At 45.4% G+C, this 22,092-nt stretch carries 18 protein-coding genes and 1 other annotated feature; of the genes, 16 read left to right on the top strand and 2 right to left on the bottom strand.

Annotated features, from left to right (window positions below):
• Positions 1 to 603 precede the first annotated feature (603 nt).
• From glmS to DSOL_RS16815, 12 genes are all read left to right on the top strand, one after another.
• Entirely contained in the window at positions 604 to 2,427 is a 1,824-nt protein-coding gene (glmS, locus tag DSOL_RS16870) for a glutamine--fructose-6-phosphate transaminase (isomerizing) (protein ID WP_075365992.1), read from the top strand.
• Positions 2,428 to 2,761: 334 nt separating this feature from the next.
• Entirely contained in the window at positions 2,762 to 3,751 is a 990-nt protein-coding gene (locus DSOL_RS16865) for an IS66 family transposase (RefSeq protein WP_075365991.1), read from the top strand.
• The gene (locus DSOL_RS30085; protein ID WP_083642679.1) at positions 3,733 to 4,005 is read left to right on the top strand and encodes a transposase domain-containing protein; all 273 of its coding nucleotides are present in this window, start codon (positions 3,733 to 3,735) and stop codon (positions 4,003 to 4,005) included. Before DSOL_RS16865 ends, DSOL_RS30085 begins: the two co-directional genes overlap by 19 nt.
• Positions 4,006 to 4,016: 11 nt before the next feature.
• On the top strand, positions 4,017 to 4,289 hold the full coding sequence (locus tag DSOL_RS16855) for a hypothetical protein (protein WP_235838860.1): 273 nt from the start codon (positions 4,017 to 4,019) through the stop codon (positions 4,287 to 4,289).
• 1,341 nt (positions 4,290 to 5,630) lie between these two features.
• Entirely contained in the window at positions 5,631 to 5,801 is a 171-nt protein-coding gene (locus tag DSOL_RS29750) for a hypothetical protein (protein WP_345788394.1), read from the top strand.
• The gene (locus DSOL_RS30080; protein ID WP_427854422.1) at positions 5,798 to 5,899 is read left to right on the top strand and encodes an SHOCT domain-containing protein; all 102 of its coding nucleotides are present in this window, start codon (positions 5,798 to 5,800) and stop codon (positions 5,897 to 5,899) included. Before DSOL_RS29750 ends, DSOL_RS30080 begins: the two co-directional genes overlap by 4 nt.
• Positions 5,900 to 6,037: 138 nt before the next feature.
• A complete protein-coding gene (locus DSOL_RS16840) occupies positions 6,038 to 7,039 on the top strand; it encodes an ABC transporter substrate-binding protein (protein WP_075365989.1) in 1,002 nt (333 codons plus the stop codon).
• A 21-nt stretch (positions 7,040 to 7,060) separates the two neighbouring features.
• Positions 7,061 to 9,187 (top strand): PAS domain-containing sensor histidine kinase, encoded by a 2,127-nt coding sequence (locus DSOL_RS16835; protein ID WP_075365988.1) that lies wholly within the window; start codon positions 7,061 to 7,063, stop codon positions 9,185 to 9,187.
• A 20-nt stretch (positions 9,188 to 9,207) separates the two neighbouring features.
• Positions 9,208 to 10,614, top strand: a complete 1,407-nt coding sequence (locus DSOL_RS16830; RefSeq protein ID WP_235838859.1) for a sigma-54-dependent transcriptional regulator — start codon at positions 9,208 to 9,210, stop codon at positions 10,612 to 10,614.
• Between the two features lie 213 nt (positions 10,615 to 10,827).
• Entirely contained in the window at positions 10,828 to 11,496 is a 669-nt protein-coding gene (locus tag DSOL_RS16825) for a 4Fe-4S dicluster domain-containing protein (protein ID WP_207649641.1), read from the top strand.
• 47 nt (positions 11,497 to 11,543) lie between these two features.
• Positions 11,544 to 12,845 (top strand): NrfD/PsrC family molybdoenzyme membrane anchor subunit, encoded by a 1,302-nt coding sequence (gene nrfD / locus DSOL_RS16820; RefSeq protein WP_075365987.1) that lies wholly within the window; start codon positions 11,544 to 11,546, stop codon positions 12,843 to 12,845.
• Positions 12,838 to 15,951 carry a molybdopterin-dependent oxidoreductase gene (locus tag DSOL_RS16815; RefSeq protein ID WP_075365986.1) on the top strand — a complete coding sequence of 1,038 codons (3,114 nt, stop codon included), beginning with the start codon at positions 12,838 to 12,840 and terminating at the stop codon, positions 15,949 to 15,951. The genes nrfD and DSOL_RS16815 overlap by 8 nt, the downstream gene beginning before the upstream one ends.
• 193 nt (positions 15,952 to 16,144) lie before the next feature.
• Here the strand turns inward: DSOL_RS16815 and DSOL_RS16810 are convergent, their stop codons facing one another.
• Positions 16,145 to 16,702 (bottom strand): PLP-dependent cysteine synthase family protein, encoded by a 558-nt coding sequence (locus DSOL_RS16810; protein ID WP_075365985.1) that lies wholly within the window; start codon positions 16,700 to 16,702, stop codon positions 16,145 to 16,147.
• Positions 16,629 to 16,943, bottom strand: coding sequence for a pyridoxal-phosphate dependent enzyme (locus DSOL_RS29580; protein WP_075365984.1), 315 nt, complete (start codon positions 16,941 to 16,943; stop codon positions 16,629 to 16,631). Before DSOL_RS29580 ends, DSOL_RS16810 begins: the two co-directional genes overlap by 74 nt.
• 784 nt (positions 16,944 to 17,727) lie before the next feature.
• On the opposite strand from DSOL_RS29580, the gene DSOL_RS28950 reads away from it, so the two are divergent.
• The 4 genes from DSOL_RS28950 to trpA all read left to right on the top strand — a co-directional run bounded on the left by DSOL_RS28950 (position 17,728) and on the right by trpA (position 21,866).
• Positions 17,728 to 18,915: an efflux RND transporter periplasmic adaptor subunit gene (locus DSOL_RS28950; protein WP_486598769.1), complete on the top strand. Its 1,188-nt coding sequence runs from the start codon at positions 17,728 to 17,730 to the stop codon at positions 18,913 to 18,915.
• Positions 18,819 to 19,541 (top strand): efflux RND transporter permease subunit, encoded by a 723-nt coding sequence (locus DSOL_RS28945; protein WP_083642672.1) that lies wholly within the window; start codon positions 18,819 to 18,821, stop codon positions 19,539 to 19,541. The genes DSOL_RS28950 and DSOL_RS28945 overlap by 97 nt, the downstream gene beginning before the upstream one ends.
• 40 nt (positions 19,542 to 19,581) lie before the next feature.
• Positions 19,582 to 19,835 (top strand) — a binding site (T-box leader).
• A 74-nt stretch (positions 19,836 to 19,909) separates the two neighbouring features.
• Complete coding sequence (gene trpB / locus DSOL_RS16790; RefSeq protein ID WP_075365981.1) at positions 19,910 to 21,094, top strand: tryptophan synthase subunit beta; 1,185 nt, start codon at positions 19,910 to 19,912, stop codon at positions 21,092 to 21,094.
• Positions 21,087 to 21,866 (top strand): tryptophan synthase subunit alpha, encoded by a 780-nt coding sequence (trpA, locus tag DSOL_RS16785; RefSeq protein WP_075365980.1) that lies wholly within the window; start codon positions 21,087 to 21,089, stop codon positions 21,864 to 21,866. Before trpB ends, trpA begins: the two co-directional genes overlap by 8 nt.
• The last annotated feature ends 226 nt before the right edge of the window (positions 21,867 to 22,092 follow it).

Genomic DNA, 22,092 nt, shown 5'->3' with positions numbered 1-22,092 from the left:
ATGTGTTTGAGTGTATAAATTCACATAATGTGGTTACGTCAGCACATGAACCATACTCCAAGGAATTTTCCCTGGAATTTTTTCCTGGACGACTCTGGTTTAGTTCCTTCACTGATATTGAAATGAAAAATGAAAGAAGGTGATGTCGATAGGAAAAGGAAGAAAGAATCGAGATAAACAACAAAAGGATATAATCCTTAAAAGAATGGACAGTTGTTGCAGAAGATAATTTAAGCGCCAGGACCTCAATCTAAAGTAGACTGAGGTTGACGAGGAAGAGGGTTATCGAACGATTCGGCGGATCCCTCTCGGTGGCTTGTCACCGTAAAGCTTACTTAAAACCGAAGAGCAATTTTCGGGACAAAAGGAAAGCTGACAAGACAAGGGGGTAGTGTGCCCAATTGGCCCCCTTTGTTGGGATGCCCAGAATCTGAAGCAACGAAGTCGTCTATTTTGGGGCGGCTTTTTTATTTTAGTCAAAAATTAAAACCGAAAACGCTACGAACACTACAAGGTCCTTTGTAAGAAAAGGACATTAGTAAAGAAAATCGAGAATTGTTCAGGGATGAACAGATCGCTTATTTTGAGAGGAGTCATAAGCATATGTGCGGAATTGTTGGATATATCGGGAAACAGGCGGCTATTCCTATTTTGGTCAATGGTTTAAAAAAACTAGAGTATCGGGGGTATGACTCGGCTGGAGTTGCCGTGTTGGATCCAGAAGGAATTATGGTTACCAAAAGTGTAGGTAAGCTGGTTGCTTTAGAAGAGGAGTTGGGGACGGATTATTCCCAGTCTTCCATTGGGATTGGACATACTCGGTGGGCAACTCATGGTCGTCCTTCTTATCTCAATGCCCACCCGCACTGTGATTGCGGTCAGAATTTTGTTGTCGTGCATAATGGAATCATCGAGAATTACCTGGAATTAAAAGATGGGCTCCTCGAAAAGGGACATCATTTTGTTTCTGAAACCGATACCGAAGTTTTGGCCCACTTAGTTGAGGACTATTACGAAGGAGACCTTGAGGACGCAGTCCGTAAAGTCTTGAAGACGATTCACGGATCCTATGCAATGGTTGTCCTCAGCCGTAAGGATCCGGATAAGCTCGTTGCCGCTCGTAAAGACAGTCCGATGGTGGTGGGACTCGGAGACGGGGAGTTCTTTGTAGCCAGCGACATCACGGCAATTTTGAACTATACGCGCCAAGTCTATATCTTAGACGATGGCGAGATGGTCGTGATTACGGACGATGGGATAAAGGTCACAGATTTCGAAGGAAACCCCCATACGAAAGAGATCTATGATGTGAAGTGGGATGCAGTAGCCGCTGAAAAAGGCGGATACGAGCACTTCATGCTCAAAGAAATCCATGAGCAACCTCGTGCCTTGAAAGATACGATGTTGGGTCGTTTGGAAGAGGAGAGAGTGGTTCTCCAAGAAGTGGATTTAACCCTTGATCAATTAGCGCAAATAAACAAGGTTTATATTGTCGCTTGTGGAACAGCCTGGCATGCCGGGTTGGTCGGCAAGACTTTGATCGAACGCTGGGCACATCTTCCGGTGGAAGTGGACATTGCCTCAGAGTTCCGCTATCGCTCTCCCCTGGTGGATGAGCATACTCTAGTGGTTGTGGTGAGCCAGTCCGGAGAAACTGCGGATACTTTAGCAGCGCTACGGGAAGCTAAAAACCGAGGAGCACGCGTAGTCGCAGTAACGAATGTCGTGGGCAGCACGGTATCACGTGAAGCACATGATGTAATCTTTACGTGGGCAGGCCCGGAGATTGCGGTTGCATCTACGAAGGCTTATACAACTCAACTCGAAGGAATGGTTTTGCTTGGACTCTATCTAGCCCAGGTCAAGGGGACCTTATTGTCGGATAAAATCGGGGGGATTATCAATGCTTTGAAGAGGATTCCTGCTCAAGTCCAGGAGATTTTGGATCAAGAAAGCCTGATCAAAGAGTTAGCTAAGTCGTTCGTCAAGGTAGAAGACGCCTTCTTCATTGGTCGCTCCTTAGACTGGGCCGTTGCCATGGAAGGCTCCCTAAAGCTGAAGGAAATATCCTATATCCACGCCGAAGCCTATGCGGCAGGTGAATTAAAACACGGAACCCTCGCACTCATCACGGAAGATACGCCCGTCATTGCTCTGGCGACTCAACGGGATGTGTTCGATAAAACGGTCTCAAACGTCAAAGAAGTCAAAGCACGGGATGCCAAAGTGATCGGGCTGACCTATAAGGGAAACACAAGTTTGGTCAAGTCCGTCGATCATGTGATCTATATTCCAGAGACCCTAGATGAACTGGCTCCGATTCTCACCGTTATACCGCTTCAACTTCTGTCCTACTATGTATCCGTAGCCAGAGGGTGTGACGTCGATAAACCGAGGAATTTGGCGAAATCGGTTACTGTGGAGTAGGATGGGGTTGATAGCTCAAGGTTGTTGTAGCGTTGTAAAAAAGTTTGAACAGTATTAAAAATGTTTGAACACAGGTAAAAAAGATTGAACAGAAACGTAAAATAGTTTGAACAGAACCATTTGTCTAGAAACAATACAAATTATGGTTCGAATAAATAAATAGAAATTATTATAAAAGAATTATCATAATAAGGACTAGCGATGTTAGTTCTTATTTTTTTATTTGCTTATGTAAAAATATTTTACAAAATAGAAAATATATATCTTCGCACAGTTTGAAAAGCTTACAGATCACTTCATCAAAGCTGCCGGACTTAGTACTAGTGAAGGACGCATGGATTCAACTCAGATCATGTCCAACATCAAGTTGGGTGGGCGGCTCTCTCTTGCCTATGATGTCTTAGTCTGTGGAGCAAAGGCTCTTCCAGAAACTCTCTTAAATGATTCATTAAGGATCTTTCTTAAAGCGGATTACAAGACAACGCTTCTTTATCAACTTAAGGCAACGGATATCCAATCCCGAATTCAAACAATCCTCAATCATTGCGCCGAATTGCTTCAATTAGTTGAAGGACAACCTGAACTGAAAGAAACTCCCGCAGTACAGACTATTGACCGTTTCTTGAAAGAACAAGCCTCGTTCAACGAACAACAAAACCAATGGATCGCCAAAGGGGATCGAGAAATTTCTTCGAATTCTCTTCAGTCGGTGCATGACACGGATGCGACCTACCGCAACAAAGGCGGTAAAAAGCATGTGGGCTATGCCTTAAATCTAACGGAAACCTGTGCCAATGATAATCCTGTTCAAGTCGTGACTCACTTTGATGTAGCCCCAAATACGACCAGCGACGTCGAAATGCTGAATCAGAGCTTAGCAACTATTGCAGGGCAGGGGGTTAAAGATTTATATACTGATGGGGGCTATTATAGTCCCAACGTTGTGGAAGAGGCGGAAACTCATGGAATTATGATGCACTTCACAGATATGACGGGTCGTAAGACCTCCAGTGGTAAGCTTCCCTACAGTAGTTTTACGATAGAAGATAAGAAAACGATCGTTCTTTGTCCAGAGCTCTTTGCGCTTGAACGGCAATGGAAACATCTACCGCATGAAGAGCGTAAACAGAAGCGTCTGGAACAGAGTATTCCTGTTCTGAATGCCTTTTTTGCATGGGCTGAAAATGTGAGTACAAATCAAGAGCCGTTAAAGAAAGCCATCAAGTATACACTGAATCACAGGGAGTACTTTACGAACTTCCTACTGGATGGGCGTATTCCGATTTCTAATAACAGGAGAATGCCATCCGAGCTGTCGCTGTAGCAAGGAAGAACTTCCTCTTTTCCGACACCCCGCAGGGTGCCGAAGCCAGTGCACTGGTTTTCAGCATCATAGAAACGGCGACAGCCAATGGTTTGGATCCTTCTGAATATCTAGTCCACATATTCAGAAATCTGCCCAATCTGGATTTTCATAACAAGCCGGAATTATTAGACAGCCACATGCCATGGGCGGATACGCTGCCGGCATTATGTTATGCAAAGAAAATAAGTAAGGAAGCTGAGGAAGGAAAATAAGCAGGATGGACATGACGAATATTAACTATGTAATGGATATGACGAAATCGTTTCTAGATGGAGAAATTAACTGCATGAGTTATTTCCTGGACTTCCCCTATGAGGTGGAAAAGCGCTATCGAAAGATGGTCCGGGAAGACAGAGACTATGCAGATCTGATTTTGGAATGTCTAGTAGAAGAAGGAACCGATAAGTTTAATGAGCTGTCCGATGCCCAGTTCAAGAGGCTGATCAAGAAACAGTATAAATACATTAAAGATGTTGCAAGTGAAGGATTTTTATAAGAACGCGAAATTAGCCCCGATTTTCAATAGCTGAAAATCGGGGCTAATTTTTTGTGCAACGCTATTTGTTCCACCGCTTACTATTTCAGCGGAAAATTGGATTACCTATCTAGTAATTTACCTACCGAATCGGGTTTTACGACTGAGTATTTTATTCAGAACCATACTTTACTTCCAATATTTCAGCCGTTTGTACCGTTTGATAGGCTGTTTTTGGCTCGTGAAAACATGAAGAATGGTTCTCTCGGACTTGTACACCTAAATCTAGGATATAGAATGGGTTCAATATGTAAATCCTACGATATTAAGGTCTGTTCAAAATGTATTCAAGAAAGATAGGCGAACTTATGGGGAAGCTTATATTCATCGAGTTCATCAAGTACAAGGTGTATTCATGTGTTGCAAGCACAAAGAGCCATTAAGAGAAACGCTTTTCCAGCGTAAACCAAGACTTAATGCTTTATATGACGTAGAAACTCTATGGATTGAGAAGGAAACCAAGGAATATGAAATTCCAACCTGTTTAATTGACGCGTTGTATGACTTATCGTGCCATGTAGACTTCTTAATTAAGAACAGCAAATTATTGGGAGACCTTGCAATTGTAAAAAAATATATAATGCAAAATTGCATGATGCTGATTTCATTACTCCAGGGGGCTTAATGCATTATCAAGATAACTTGCATGAAGCTTTCTTACAGCACTATGCAGGGGATTTCTTGAGAATGCTCGATCGGAGGTTGATATAACTAAAACCAGAAAATCTTAAAGAATTGGGAGGATCGAAGGTTTCAAATCGTAAGAAAGAGGAAATTTATAAGCAATTTTATCAGATTTACAAAAAAACTGTGAGCCATGCAATCGGGTGATGTGAGCAAGATGCAAGAGCTTATGAATTCTGACCCCCAAATCAAAGCCCAACTGGGGCAAGATACTCTGAATAAAATGAATCAGTTTATGAGCAACTCTTAAGTTTAAAAGCGCTAAGTCAACGTGAAAAACTCAATCGAACGGTTAAAGGCTAGGGAAGATGATTAAAGAATTGTGATACTCGTTTAAATAACGATAAAAGAGGTGGAGTATGAAGCCAAACGGATCTCAATTACGGTTCCTTCAATTGAAATTAGAACGCGAAAGGTTGTTTCGAAATTTAAGAACCAGTCCAAATCAAGTGAAGCTGCTCGTACAATTAATGGATATTGATGATGAAATGGATGAAATGGTTTGTTGTATAGGTTACAGAGGTTTATACTAAGTCAAAAGAAATGAATGAGGAGCAGCCCTAGAGCAATACGTTGCGTGAGAGTTTAAAATATTTTATCTGAAAGGGGCAATTTATAATGATGGGTGGATGGGGTTACGGCCCAGGGATCGGCGTTATTATGGCGCAGGAGGAAATGGTTATGGATGGGGGGGAATCCTTGGCATGGCGATGCAACTCATTTTTTGAGTCGCGATCATCGTTTTGGGAGTCTATTTATTCCGGCGTTACGGCTCAACAGTTGGGGTGAATGCTTCAAGAAATGGAAGTGCGTTAGATATCCTTCGTGAGCGCTATGCTCGAGGAGAAATCGACAAAGACGAATATGAACGTCGAAAAGACGATTGAATGAGATCAGGCAGCCCGCAAGGCTATCTTTTTTTAACTGATTTCAAAGGCCTTCGAAGCCAGGAAGGTTTGTTTAGCCAATAAAATAATCGGAGATAATGAAACTGCAAATAATAATTTTCTGAGGAGTTCGTTACTTTGAAAAATACAAAGGTTCAATTATTTAGGTGGAGCAGGATTTTGGTTTTGAGCTTACTCGGAATGATCGTCTTCGCCGGTTGCTCTCCGTTGAGCCCTCCTTCCCGAGTAACGAATGTTGCGGTTTTAGCTGCAGATCAAACTAGAATCGTAAAGTTTGAGGGATTAAAGCAAGGATTATCGGAATTAGGCTATGGAAAAGATCGAATGCATTTTCAAATTTTAAACGCATCGGGGGATTCAAAAAAATTGGTAATGGACGCTCAAGAACTCGTCCGGCAAGCTCCGGATCTTTTAGTGGCTACTGGAGTTGCGGAAGCGGAGGCCTTTCTTTTGTCGTTGACCCCAAAGTCAAGAATTCCCGTGATCATGATTGGTGTAACCGCAGCTTCGGAGCTTGTGGACCGATTTCAGGCAAAGGGAATATCAGTTACTGGAGTCGATAATGGACATGTGGAGCTGACAGGGAAGCGACTCGAACTTTTACAGCTTCTTTTCCCGGATCGGTCCAAATTCATCGTGGTTTACGATCCGAACATCAAGGCCAGTCTCCAGGCTTTAGAGAAAATCCGAGATGTACTAGGGTCAGAGCATATTCGTTATGAGGCTGTTCCTGTGAGCGAAGATATCGGACTAAGTAAACTGCAAGAACATTCCTTTCAAAAAAATGAGGCGATTTTTCTTTTACCCAGTTATTTTATCGAAAATCGCTATCGTGAAATTCGGGATCTCGAACTTAAGTACCGTACTCCGGTCATGGGGTTTTACGATACGGAAGTATCCGCGGGGTATACGGCAGCCTATGGCCTTTCCTACTTTGATCAAGGATACCAAGGTGCACGCATAGCCATAAGGATGCTGAAGGAGAAGAAGTCGATACCATTCGATATGCCCGACTCTGTTGAACTGAGAATCAATCGGCAAGCGATTGAAAAAATCGGGGAAAAGGTAGCTCCCGTAGCACAGAGTTTTGCCGAGCCAGTGGATACGATCGGAAATTAGTTTGGGAGGATTGCAGTCATAATGAGACCTTTTGGTTCTTTTTTCATCCCATGGTGGAGTCGAATCCGGGTCCGCACCCTTCTTTTCGGGGTTTTAATGTCGACACTTCCAGTACTCATCATTAGTAGTTATTATCTTTATTTTGCAAGGCTTGATTTACAACGAAGTGTTCAAATTCAGAATAATTTATTAGTCGAGCGCATAGCCCAAGAAGTCGATGTAATGCTCGCCCATACGGAAGAATCGCTTAAGAATTTAGCCGTAAATCTCAGTGATACCAATATGCGTGATACAAAAGGGGAAGTCATGCAACATCAATTCTACCGGTTTTTGCATGAATTCCCCCTCGTGGATGAAGTGGTTGTCCTTGATTCGAAGGGACAAGCAATTACGGGAATCAACCGCTTTCAGATCTTTAGCCCGGTCACGAACTGGATTGATCCAATAGAGTTGAAGGGGTTAACCCTTGAAAAACCATATTATAGTCCCGTCAGTTTTTTAAAAAGTGGAATTCCTGCGGTTAAGATTGTGGTTCCTTTGGGCACAGCTTATGGGGATTCTTTTTCAGGCGGGTATGGGATACGTCTAAGGTTAAGAGGGTTACTGACCGCATTAAAACCAACTGATCCGCTATCCAAAACAGATCTTTATGTGGTCGATGCTTTGGGCAGGTTAATTGCTGATTCCGATGTCACGCGAGTCTTAGAGAAAATGGATGTAAGAAAGAGCTATACGGTTGAACATTTTCTTCAATATAGAAATCCACAAGGTCTACCCGCTCTGAATCAGTATCAGAGCTATTCCGGTCAAAACGTTTTGGGAGGGTATGCAGTCTTGCCTCGGAATGGCTGGGCAGTGATGGTTGAACAGCCAGTGGCTGTTGCATTTGCCCCGATCAACCAATTATTTACCCGGTTTCTTCTCTTTATCTTGTTTATTTTAGGTTTCGTAATTTCACTTAGTGTTTTTTATGGTTTATCAATCACCCGACCGATTGAGCGCCTCGAACAAGCGGCGCGAACGGTTTCCCGCGGTCGGTTAGATGAACGAGTGCCGGAAGAACGGCAAGACGAATTAGGACAATTGGCTCGGACATTTAACGAAATGATGGAACGTATTCAGAGCCAGTCTGAAGATTTACTTCAAGAAAAGGAACGCCTAGATACGATTGTTCATGGACTTGGAGCAGGTATGGCCTTGTTAAACGATCATTTTGGAGTAACTTGGATGAATCCTGTCTTAGAACGCTGGGTTAACCAAGAAATTCTTCAATCGATGGAGGAAATTACTTCTTATTTAAATCGCTCCATCCCACAGAAGATCTATAGACATCAAGTCTATCCATTAGAATATGCCCGGTCTAACGAACCTTGCTATTTAATGGTGGTTGAAGATATTACGGAACGGCGGCGCATGGAAGATCTAATGATTCAAGCCGATAAACTTTCGGCCCTAGGTCTGATGGCATCAGGGTTTGCGCATGAAATCAATAATCCCTTAGCCATCATTCAAGGTTATGCCGAAGATTTGGAGGAGCAGCTAGAATCCGGTAAAGGAGAATTACCAAAAGCTGAACGGATTGAGCGATATCTGCGAACAATTCGGAAGCACATCATGAGAGCGCAGCATATTACCCAAAGTCTCCTCAATTTTTCCCGAAAATCAGAGTGGAAGGTTGAGGAAATGGATGTTATCCGTGTCATTGAGGAAAGTTTATCCCTTATGCAGTTTATCATCAAGAAGAAACAGATTATCATCGTTAAGAGATGGGCTAATCAACTTCCTAAGGTCAAGGGAGATGCGCTGCAACTCGTTCAAGTCTTTGTCAATCTAATCAACAATGCAGTGGACGCACTGCCTGAGCAAGGTGAGATTCGGATCGAGGTTGAAAGTGAACGCCATTCGGATATAACGGTCTCGGTTCGAGATAATGGGCAAGGCATTCCGCCAGAGCTTTTACCGAAGGTGTTCGATCCTTTCTTTACGACCAAGGAAGTGGGAAAAGGGACGGGACTTGGTTTAGCGATTAGCTACGGAATTATTGCGCGTTTGGGGGGGGCGATTCGGGTTGAAAGTGAGCCCGGTCAGGGAACCGAAGTCCTTCTTACCCTTCCGGTCGTGAATAGTCAGGGAAGAAACGAGGAGTGAAAGGAGCAGGGTAAAGGAACATGATGGAAAGAAACACTCCCGAAAGCATTGAATGGGAAAATTTGAGTTTAATCATCGTCGATGACGAGGAGGATTTGTTAAACCTTCTTGTAGATCGTTTTCAACGGAAAGGCTGCTTCGTAGAAGGTTATCTTTCAGGTATTGAGGCCCAAAAGGCCTTACAGGTTCGAAACTTGGATATCGGAATCTATGATATCAATCTTCCTCAAATGAGCGGGGTCGAACTGTTACGCTGGAGTAAAGAGGTGAACCCGGAAATGGAGATCCTTATGCTAACGGGTCATGGAACCGTGGAGACTGCGATCGAGACGATGAAGTTAGGGGCTTATGATTACTTGAGAAAGCCTTATGCACTCGCTGAGCTTGAAACCATGGTTAGTAAGGCGTGGGAGAAAAAGCGCCTTAAGGAGGTTAATATCGGACTTCGCCAAGCTCTTCTTAACCAAGCCTTAACGACTTCAGGCATCATGGGTGTAGAGCAGAACTTTCAGATTATCGGTCAAAGTTCGGGAATGAAGCATCTGATTGAACTTACACGGCGCTTAGCCGACAGTGAGATTCCAGTTTTGATCGAGGGGGAAAGTGGCACGGGCAAAGAGTTGTTTGCCAAGGCCTTGCATATATGGGGAAATAGGTCAGGTCAACCCTATATTGCTATTAATTCTGGGGCACTCCCCGAAAACTTGCTGGAAGCCGAACTTTTTGGACATGTGAGAGGAGCCTTTACCGGTGCCTCACAGGAGAGAAAGGGTTTAGTTGAAGTCGCTGATCAAGGTACGCTATTCCTTGACGAAATCGGAGAAATGCCCCTCAATTTGCAAGTGAAACTTTTACGCTTTTTAGAGAACGGTGAATTTCGGCGGGTCGGGGAATCCAGATTACGAAAGGTGAATGTGCGCATGGTTACGGCAACAAATCGCATTTTGGAAAGGGAAGTGGCTCAAGGTGCCTTTCGGCAAGACCTTTACTACCGGCTTAATGTTATGAAATTAACTCTCCCTCCTTTGCGGGAGCGCCCAGAAGATATATCGATATTGGTTAACCATTTTTTAAAGAGATTAAGTCGGGGGAAATCGGTAAAGATCGCCAAGGAAGGCATGAAGGCGTTACAAAGTTATCCCTTCCCGGGAAATGTGCGCGAGCTGTCTCATATGATTGAACGCGGCATAATCCTCGCCCAAGGGGAGGAAATCAATGTGAAAGACTTTCTGATTCCACAGCCTCAAGGACCAGGTCAGCGGAAAGAAGAACGTCTTCTTTCCCTTAATGAATTAGAAAGAGAGCATATCGAACGGGTTATGGATTATTGCAAAGGAAATAAGACCCATGCGGCACGGATTCTGGGTGTGAGTGTTCGGCATCTTTACCGGAAGCTTGATGAATATGCGTCAAATTCAATTCACTAACCTTGACAATTTGTCATAGCATTTCTGACATAATGTCAAAGACTAAAGAAGTCTTAAACCAGAAAAGCCCTGAGTTTAAGGCTTTTTTCGTTGGCACAAAAATTGCTATATTAATTTCATGCTCACTTGAGCACTAGAGAACAAAGGGGTTAAAGGGTTCAGAGTAATAAAAGTCTTAACGAAATGAATTTGATAAAAGAGGAGGTCAAAAAAATGAGCGGTTTGGAACAAACCCAAACGACCCAAATGCAACCGCGCTGGGGTATGGTAATTGATCTCGCGAAATGCGTTGGATGTGATACCTGCACCGTTTCCTGTAAAGCAGAAAATCGCACTCCACCGGGAGTTTCTTATAATGTCCTTTTAGAACTGGAGGACGGGAAATTCCCTAATGTTAAACGGGTGAATATTCCCAGACCCTGTATGCAGTGTGATAAGCCGCCTTGTGTCCAAGTTTGCCCTGTCAGGGCATCTTATAAAGCAGAGAATGGGATTGTTGTGATTGATTATGACCGGTGCATTGGCTGTCGGTATTGTATCAGCGCTTGCCCTTACGGAGCACGCTCTTATGATGAGGGTCAAAGTTATGAACAGGAAATGTTAGGCTACAATGATGTCCAAGCACCGGAATATGGGAAACGGCGCGGTCCACGGGAAAAAGGGAAGCTGCCAGAAGGAGTTGTGCGGAAATGCACGTTCTGCTTTCACCGGTTGGAGCGGGGCGAGGAGCCGGCATGTGTGGAAACGTGTATCGGTGATGCTCGATATTTTGGAGATCTGAATGACCCGAATAGCATGGTTTCCAAGCTGGCGGCCAGTCCGCGGGCTTTCCGGTTGAAAGAGGAACAGGGGACAGAACCTCGCGTGATTTATCTGCGTTAAATGCTCAATGTAATAAAAAGGGAATACCGAGAAAGTGAGGAAATGCAATGCAAACGACAAATGCTACCGAGCGTTCGAGGATTTTACGCTGGGAACGGTTCTGGTGGGTTGCTTTAGGGGTTGTGTTCATCGTGGGTATGTTTTCTTTGGTCAAGGGATATTTTCTAGAAGGGATGAGTTCGACGAACCTGACCAGCACCGTCCCTTGGGGGGCATGGGTTGCTTTTTATATCTACTTTATTGGGATGAGTGCCGGATCCTTTCTCCTTTCAACACTGATTTTCGCCTTTGGAATGCATCAATATGAAGAGATTGGGCGGTCTGCACTTCTATCCGCTATTGCCAGTATGCTCACGGGGATGACATTTATTTTTCTAGACATTGGTCGTCCCGACCATGTTTTGAACTCGCTCATTCATTGGAATATTACGAGCACGATGGCGTGGGAAATTCACTTCTATATTCTTTATCTTTTACTCTTGGTCACTGAACTCTATTATTCGATGCGCACGGATCTTGTGAAACGGGCGGAAGGCGATGGCCGTTTGGCCAAAGTTTCAAAGCTTTTGACCTTTGGATATACCGATCTGTCAGAGGCATCCCTCGCGTGGGACAAACGTACGTTGAAGATTTTGGGTAGTATAGGAATTCCTCTCGCCATTTTTGGGGTACACGGTGGGACCGGTTCAATCTTTGCTGTTGATAAAGCTCGCCCTTTTTTAAACAGCGGACTGTTTCCCGTCATTTTTGTCCTTTCGGCGTTGGTCTCTGGTACGGCGCTATCGATTGCACTTTATGTTATTAAAAATTGGGTGTTCAAACGTTCCCATGATCAGGGTATGATCCGTTCCTTAGGTGCTTTAATGGGGATGTTCTTGGCCATTGAGCTAGGGCTCGAATGGTATGAATTCTTAATCGGCCTGTATGGGCTTAAGGCCGAAGAAATCCTGACCATTAAAACGATGACTGCCAGTCCGTGGTGGTGGACCTTCTGGATTTTCCAAATGGCGCTCGCGATGGTTATCCCCCTGGTGATTGTCTTCTATAAGAAAACCCGGCAATCGGTTCGCTGGATTTTTGCGGCTGCACTGATGACAATTGTAGGAATCGTAGGAGTTCGCTTCAATATGGTAGTTCCCCCGTTTGTCGTCCCGGTGCTCGACGGACTTCCGCCAGGAAATTACTATCCGACCCTTTCGGAGTGGGTGACGAGCTTTGGACTGATTGCGATGGGACTGATCATCTATACCTTAGGTGAGAAACTTTTACCCATAGACCAATATTCTGTAGGCGCGGAAAATGATTTAGACGATTATTCTATGGAGAGAGGAGCGCGAATCCATGACTAAGAAGAAAGATAAATTAAACCTTAACCGCCGTAATTTTCTCAAAGCTTCCGGGATTTTAGGTGCGGTTGCTTTTGGTGGACCGTTCCTCGGCGATCCCCTTAGACAATTGACAACGAACACTTGGCTTGACGCTCCTCACGGAGTAAATACCGAAGATGAAGATTATACCGCAGCGAACGTGATCTATAGCACTTGTGAACAGTGCAATACCCACTGTACGATTAAGACCGTGATCGAGGAAGGAAAGAAAGGTCAGCCCTATACCAGCCTAGTGCGAAAAATTGCCGGCAATCCATACAGCACGATTACGACCATACCCTTTGGACCGCTAACCTATGGGACAGGTGCGCAGACCGCAGCCCATGGCAAGGATACCTTGGCTGTGGAGGGACGAGGGTTTCGGGGTGGACGGACTTGCCTCAAAGGACAAGCTGGTCTCCAGACGGCTTATGATGCTTTACGTGTACGCACACCGCTGAAACGGGTCGGCCCGCGAGGGAGTGGTGAATGGAAAAGCATCTCCTGGGAACAGGCCCTTCAAGAAATCGTGCAGGGAAGTCCGGATTTAGGGACTCCCGGCTTAAAGGCGATCTGGGCCTATGCGGCGAAAGATGCGGTCATGGCGGATTGGGATCTCGTGAAAAAAGGACAGATGAGTCCCACGGATTTTGACGCGAAATATAAGGATGTGCTGATTGATACGAAACATCCGGATTTCGGCCCTAAAGCCAATCAAATCGCTTGCTTGGGTGGAGACCGACGGGATTTTATGCGCGATCGAATCTGGTTCCAAGGCTTGGGCAGTATTAATTTTGATGATCATGGCGGAGCCTGTGGGGCTAACGGGGTTATCGGTAATGTCCGGTCTTTTCAGACGGAACAACCCAAGAAGCGGCTTTACGCTGACCTTAATCACGCGGAATTCGTCATGGTTTGGGGTACAAACCCCATGGTTGCGAACCGGGGACCAACGTGGCTGGCACCACTCCTAACCAATGCACTCGCACGAGGCATGAAAATGGCCGTGATCGATACTCGGATGAGTCGAACGGCTGAAAAAGCTCATTTTTGGGTGCCGATTAAATCCGGTACGGATGCTGCACTTGCACTTGGTATGGGGCGTTGGATTATTGAAAACAAACGCTATGATGAACGCTATTTAAGAAACCCGAATCCAAAGGCGGCAGAGGCGGATGGGGAACCGACCTGGAGTGATGCTTCTTATTTAGTCGCAGTATCCAACGAAAAGAGACCCAAGCTGCGGGCGAAGGACCTCGGAATCGGGGAGGATACCCAATTTGTGGTCATGGTTAATGGGAAACCGGTTCCTCACGATCAAGCGACAGACGCCGACTTGGAAGTGGATACCGTGATCAACGGAATTCAGGTCAAATCAGCTTTCACCCTCTATAAAGAACGGGTCATGGAACACTCGTCGAAGGAATATGCTGAGCTGGCTGGGATTACAGAAGATCAAATCGTTCAACTCGCTCAGGAATTTACTTCCCATGGGAAAAAAGCAGCGATTATGACTTTCCGTGGGGTTGCGATGCATACGAATGGATATTATACCGCTCGAGCGATTAACATGCTCAATCACTTAATTGGAAATCATGACTGGCAGGGCGGAAGCCTCACTGGTGGAGCAAGGCATAAGGATTTGGCCGGACGCTATGATTTGAAGAAGGTTCCAAACGGTCACGCAGCCTGGGGGATACCGATCAGTCGTCGGCAATCCGATTATGAGAAGAGCAGTCTCTTTAAAAAAGACGGGTATCCAGCGAAACGTCCGTGGTTCCCAGTTGCCGGGAATTCTTCGGAAGAAGTGATCCCCAGTGCGGCAGAGGGTTATCCTTATTCCTTGAATGCTCTCTTTATTTATCGGATGAATCCCATTCTTACTTTTCCGGCCGGAGACATGACACGTCAGACCTTAACCGACCCGAAAAGAATTCCGTTACTGGTCGCGTCGGACATTGTCTTGGGGGAGAGTACTTCGTGTGCAGATTTTGTCCTACCTGACTTGAGTTATCTAGAACGGTGGGGTCGGAAGACTATAACGCCGAGTTTTCCGTTGAAGGTTACACATTTTATTCAGCCAGTAACCCGCGTTTATCCCGAACCGCGGGATATTCAAGAGGTCTTTATCGAGATTCTTAAAAAAATGGGATTGCCAGGTGTCGGAGAGAAATCGTTTGCTGATGGCAGTTCCTTGAATCGGGTTGAGGATTTTTATCTCAAAATGATTACCAATATTGCCTATGACCAAACTCCGGTCCCTAGTGCGACAACGGAAGAACTCAAAGTCTTTACGGAATCTCGGCAGAAGGCCCTAGGCCATTTCTTTGATGAACAAAGTTGGCGTCAATCCGTTAAACCGGAAGAATGGGCCAAAGTCGTGTATATTCTTAATCGCGGAGGACGTTTTGAGGCACCGGGAACTGAATATGTAGGCCCTCTCCTCAAATATCGTCTAAATGGACAAGCGCTCTTCTATGATGAAAAAGTCGCAAGTTCCAAGCATTCCTACACCGGTCAGTACTTTGACGGCTTACCCAAATTTGAGACCGTCCAAACGTATGATCAGCAAGAACTCAGGCAAAACCAACCGCTACAGTTTTTAAACTGGAAGGCTCGAAATATTGCCACTCACCGGACAATCAGTAATGCTTGGTTGCGAGAAATAAAACCGGAGAATTTCCTTTGGATCAATCCCTTGGATGCTGAAAGGCGGGGATTGAAAGATGGAGATCAGGTTAAGATTAAGTCCGATTTTATCGAAGTGAGTGGGCACATTATGGTAACCGAAGGAATCCGCCCTGGTACGGTCGGTACCGCTTATAACTATGGAAATACGGCCTATGGTGCTCAACCCGTCATTATCGATGGAAAATCGACTCCGGTGTTGAAAGATTACAATCATACTCCGTTTCATGTTAGAAAGCCTCTCCAACAGAAGACCGGGTATGCCCTCGGTCGGGATACCGGATTTTCGGCGAATGGATTACTGGTCATGGATCCGAAGCTTAAAAACACCTCTTTGATCGATCCCATTGGCGGCGGTGTGGCTTCGTTGGATACAAAAGTTGAGATTACCCGGTTGTAGGAGAAGCCTTAAATGGTTTAGCACGTATGATTGATGAGGCGTTAAAACGGATTATTGACGACAGCATTTAGTTTGTTCCCTTCATGAATCTTCATAGGTTTTTCATAGATTATTTGAAATGATTGTATAGAATTAGATAAGCATCCTTCCTTTTCTCCTTTTGAAAAAGGCTTTCTACGGAAAGCCTTTTTTCCTAATCCCGAAAGACATTCGTACTTAAATAGCGTTCACCAGTATCCGGCGCAATGGCCAATACTTTTTTACTTGGGCCGAGACGTTTGGCGACTTTTAATGCAGTATGAACGGCCGCACCAGTTGAAATACCGACGAGAATTCCTTCTAACCGGGCAAGGTCTCGGGTCATTTTTGCGGCTTCACTATCGGAAATCAAGAAGATTTCATCGTAAACGATTGTGTTGAGCGTGTTCGGTATAAAGCCCGGACTGGTTCCCGGGATATTGTGGGGGACCTGGGTTGCCGCCTGAGAGAACGGGTGAGCCCTCCGGTTCGAAGACGAAAATCTGATTCCAGGTATACGTGCTTTAAGAACCTCGCCCGTCCCGGTTACCGTCCCGCGTGTCCCAGCCGTGCAGACGAAAGCATCAAGCTTCCCGTCCATTTGCTCAATGATCTCAAGTGCGGTCGTAGTCCGATGCACCTGCGGATTAGCCGGATTCTCAAATTGGTTGGGTATAAAGCTTCCCGGAATTCCGGCCGCAATTTCCTGTGCTTTTTTTATAGATCCAGGCATCCGTTCCGACCCAGGTGTCAGAACGACCTCTGCGCCATAAGCCTTGAGGAATGGCGAGCCGTTCTTTGGTCATGGTGTCGGGCATAACCAGAATTGTATGATACCCCCGGGCTGTTCCAACCATCGCCAGGCCAATCCCGGTATTGCCGTTCGTGGGCTCTACTATTGTTGCTCCGGGTTTGAGTAGTCCTACTTTCTCTGCCTCAAGAATCATATTCAAGGCGGCCCGATCCTTTGACACTTACCTTTGAGAATCTCCTTCAGTTACAGTTTATATTTTACTATCAGTAAAATAATCCCAAAGCCAGTTACAATATTCTTTTATCGTACCTCAAAATCTCCTTGCCAGTGTAATAGGGTTTGAGGGTTTTTTAGTTACAACTATTATTATCCGACAACAGGTGTGTGTGGTCCAATACAATATTGATGCTACTGTTTAAAAGTGAAAATAGAGTCACTTAAATAAGATAGGAAGCCTGAATCGAAATAGATTCAGGCTTTCTGCTTAGAAAAGCGGTATCCATGCATTTGAAAAACACTGGGGCTGTCTGTGGTCGGAATATGCTTCTCTAGCCAACAATACTGAGGTAGGGCTGTGTAAGAGACCATCAGAATGCTTGTTAAGCGATATACAAGGTTTTTCAGCTATACGGCTGATGGCGGTAATATCTGCAAGAGAGTATACTTAATCTAATGAGTGATTGGAGGTAGTTACTATGGGAGATAAAAGTCCTAAGAACAAGGAGAAAAAGAAGAAGAAGGCTGAAAAGAAAGCTATTGCTCCAATATCCTCTTCAATAGAGCCAGCGAACAAGCCAAAATAATTATATTGATGTTGAGGAATTGTATAAATTTACTACTCAAAAAATCCAGCTTTCCAGCTGGATTTTTTTTATGGGAAAGTATACTTTCTAGACAATGCTCAATTATCTATTAAAGAGACGGTAGTTGCCGCTCCGATGGCTGGAGTGGTTGCTTATCGTTCAGTAAATCTAGGTCAGATGGTTTCCCCGGGAGTCCCCTTAATGACTTTGGAGGATGTTTCGTCCGTCTACGCTATGGTAAATGTTAAGCAGATGGACCTTCCTCAAGTCAAAGAGGGGTTGGCTGTGCAGGTTATGCCTAGTGATGATGAAAAAAAAGTCTTATCAGGGGAAGTGTCTCTCATTAGCCCAGTAGCTAATCAAGCCGCTCGAGTGTTCGAAGCGAGGGTCAAGGTCAAAAATGATAGCGGTATCCTTAAACCGGGGATGTTTGTGAAAACTCGGATTACCTTAGGTAGTCCTGTTGATGTCGTGATGAATTCCCTAGGTTATGAGAACCTAGAAGCTCCGGTAGGAAATATTACGACTAATGATCGGAAGATTTCTTTGCGTACCAGCGGTAAGCTTCAAAAAATGGCGGATTTCAACAATATTCCGATTGCCAAACGGGGTGGAGTACAATTATACATCCGAGATATCGCTAAAGTCATGAGCGGGGTAAAAGATCCTGAGAGCATCTCCTTTTTTCAGGGCAAGCCATCAATTGGTGTGGATGTTATCAAACAGTCAGGGAGTAATACTGTTATCGTCGCCGATGATGTACGAAAAGTGGTCGAGGAGTTGAAACCGACTCTTCCCGAGGGGGGAATCTTGGCAATCCTGACCGTGCTTTTATTTATGGGCAATTGGCGGACGACCATTATCAGCGCCATTGCGATTCCTACTTCGATTATTTCAACGTTTTTTGCAATGAGGGTTTTGGGTTATACTTTGAATATGATGTCTTTAATGGCCTTGTCTCTATCAGTGGGGTTACTTATTGATGATGCCATCGTGGTCATCGAAAACATAGAACGGCATTTGCGTATGGGTAAGTCACCGCTGGAGGCGGCTAAGGATGCAACGTCTGAAATTGGGTTAGCGGTCATGGCAACGACCTTTACCTTGATGGCTGTATTTTTACCATTAGGTATGATGAACGGAATTACAGGTAAGTTCTTTAAACAGTTTGGGATTACTGTCGTTGTAGCAGTTTTGGTCTCTCTCCTTGTTTCTTTTACGTTAGTTCCCTTATTCTCTTCTCGTTATTTAAAACAACAAGAGAAGCGTAAAGCCAGGGGACCCTTTGGTAAATTTCTGGACTGGTTGCCGGTACCTTACATACTCTTTATAGTGGAACGGTTATCAGTCAATATCGGGAGGGCGACCATAACTATGATGTGCGTTTAATTCTTGACCCTGCTCAAAGGAAAACGTTGACAGGGCTCGATAAGATTTATATCCCTGGGGGAAACAGTACGCCTGATGGGCAAGCAATGATCTCCTTGGATCAAGTGACAGACAAAGTGTTTGCTCCGGCGCCCAGTGAGATCAGTCGTTCGGACCGCAAACGGGAGATTCAACTGTCGGCAAATTTAGCCAATCTTTCTTTGGGTAAATTCGAAGAGAAATTTAATCCGGTCATCCAAGAGCTTGGGCTCCCTCCAGGCTATAAGCTCGTTGCTGGCGGTCAGTCATCCTTTATGGGGGAAAGTTTTACATCCATGGGGCTAGCTCTCGTTATGGGTGTCTTATTTATCTTCTTTATTTTGGCGGCTCAGTTTGAAAGTTATATCGATCCTTTTTCCATCATGTTTTCACTCCCCTTGGCAATCATCGGTGCGATTATGGCCTTGTTCTTGGCCAATGACGATTTTGGGATGATGGCTAACATTGGAGTCATTATGCTAATGGGGTTGGTAACCAAAAATGCGATCTTACTTGTAGACTTTACCAAGCAGCAACGTGCCCGAGGGGTAGAGAGAAATGAGGCTTTGGTGATTGCCGGACGGACTCGTCTCCACACTATATACTGATTGACAACCGGAACAATCTAAGCTATGATATGGAAAATATATTAAACCGTTGAGCAAGAGAAGTACGAAAAATTGGGTATATCCAGAGAGCTGTTAGTTGGTGTGAATGCAGCAGTACAGATTTTTCCGAATGGACTTGCGAGGGCAGCTTGAAACTGTGATGCAGGAGTAGACGCTGACGGGAACCTCGTCCGTTATCAGTGAGGTGCATATGATAGTATGCAAAATGAGGTGGACGATATTTTATCGTCAATTTGGGTGGTAGCGCAGAAGTTATAAGCTTTTGTCCCTTTATGGGGACAAAGGCTTTTTTATTATATTTTTTGTTAAACCACCGTAGGAGTTAATGAGAAAAAGGAGAGGTGTAGATGTTAAAAGGACGATTTGGAATCCATGGCGGACAATTCATTCCCGAGACGTTAATGAACGCAGTGATCGAGCTGGAAGAGTCCTATAACCGCTATAAGAACGATCCTGATTTTAAAGTGGAATTAGAGGATCTTCTCAATAATTATGCGGGGCGACCCTCGTTGCTCTATTACGCTGAAAAGATGACCCATGATCTGAGCGGCGCGAAGATCTATCTCAAGCGGGAAGATCTCAACCACACCGGCTCGCACAAGCTCAACAACGTTCTCGGCCAGGTGCTTCTGGCAAAACGAATGGGCAAGACCCGCGTGATTGCGGAGACGGGCGCGGGGCAGCACGGCGTTGCCACAGCGACCGCCGCTGCACTTATGGGGATGAACTGCGAGATTTACATGGGAAAAGAGGACATCGACCGTCAGGCGCTCAACGTTTACCGCATGGAGCTGCTGGGCGCGAAGGTGCATTCAGTTACGAGTGGCACGCAAACGCTCAAAGATGCAGTGAACGAAACAATGCGTGAATGGTCGGCACGGGTGGAAGACACTCACTATGTACTCGGTTCTGTAATGGGACCGCATCCGTTTCCGACCATTGTTCGTGATTTTCAAAGCGTGATCGGTCGCGAAGTAAAACTGCAGATGCTACAAAAAGAGGGCAGGCTGCCCGACGCGCTACTCGCCTGTGTAGGCGGCGGTAGCAACGCGATGGGACTGTTTTATGATTTTATTGGAGATCCAGGCGTTCGCCTGATCGGCTGTGAGGCAGCGGGACATGGCATCGACACAGACAAGACCGCCGCAACAATGGCAACTGGAACGGTAGGCATCTTCCATGGCATGAAGTCTTATTTCTGTCAGGATCAGTACGGTCAGATCGCGCCAGTCTATTCCATTTCAGCGGGGCTTGACTATCCGGGCGTGGGTCCCGAACATGCCTATTTGCATGATATTGGCAGGGCGGAATATGTGCCGGTTACCGACGACGAGGCGGTGGGGGCCTTCGAATACCTCTCGCGTACGGAGGGAATTATTCCGGCAATCGAAAGCGCACACGCGGTGGCCTACGCGAGAAAACTTGCACCGACGATGGGCAAAAACCAAATCCTAGTTGTCAATCTTTCGGGCCGAGGGGATAAAGATGTCGCGGCGATAGCCCGTTACAGGGGGGTACAGATCTATGAATAAGGTGCAGCAGGCTTTTGCAAATGGTAAGGCGTTTATTCCCTTTATCACGGCGGGCGATCCCTCTCTGGAAATAACCGAACAGCTAGTGCTGAAGATGGCGGAGGAGGGCGCGGATCTGATCGAGCTGGGCATTCCGTTTTCCGATCCGGTCGCGGAGGGACTCGTCATTCAACGCGCGGATGAACGTGCGTTGGCGGGCGGCGCAACGACCGACAAACTCTTTGACATGGTGCGGCGCATCCGAAAGGTGTGCAATGTCCCAATGGCGTTCATGACCTATGTGAACCCGATCTTTACCTACGGTACTGACCGGTTTATGAAAAACTGTCAGGAGACTGGTATTGACGCAGTGATTGTCCCTGACGTGCCGTTTGAAGAAAAAGAAGAGCTCATGCCGTTTTGCTCAAAATACAACGTTGACTTGATCTCGCTGATCGCGCCGACCTCCCACGACCGCATCCGCATGATTGCCAGGGAGGCGCAGGGATTTGTTTACTGCGTATCCTCAATGGGCGTGACCGGCGTGCGGCAGGAGATCAGCTCTGAAGTGGGTGAAATGGTCAAACTTGTCAAAGAGGCCAAGGATATCCCTTGCGCGATCGGCTTTGGCATCTCCTCGCCTGAGCAGGCGGCGAAGATGGTTCAGTTTTCCGACGGCGTGATTGTTGGAAGCGCGATTGTGAAAATTGTGGAGCAATATGGCGTGGACTGTGTGCCCTATGTGGCGGAATATGTACAGATGATGAAGAAGGCGGTACAAACAGTCAAATGATAGCAGCGCTATAATCGCATGAATAAAACGATGAAATTACAAATAAGAGAAATCGACGGTAGGGCTACGCCTTGACCGTCGATTTCTCATTTTAAGAAGTATAGCACTATTCTGTGATCTGTTTGACAAAACTATTTTCTGATTATAATATTAAATGTATATTCTTGTATATATAAAGGTTTAAGGTTGCTACTATTTCAATAATTGAGTTGAGAGGATAGTCTAA

It is taken from the genome of Desulfosporosinus metallidurans (assembly GCF_001936615.1).
GTDB classification, from domain to species: Bacteria; Bacillota; Desulfitobacteriia; order Desulfitobacteriales; family Desulfitobacteriaceae; genus Desulfosporosinus; species Desulfosporosinus metallidurans.
The sequence above is the reverse complement of the archived record's forward strand: the minus strand, read 5'-3'. Positions and strand labels throughout refer to the sequence as shown.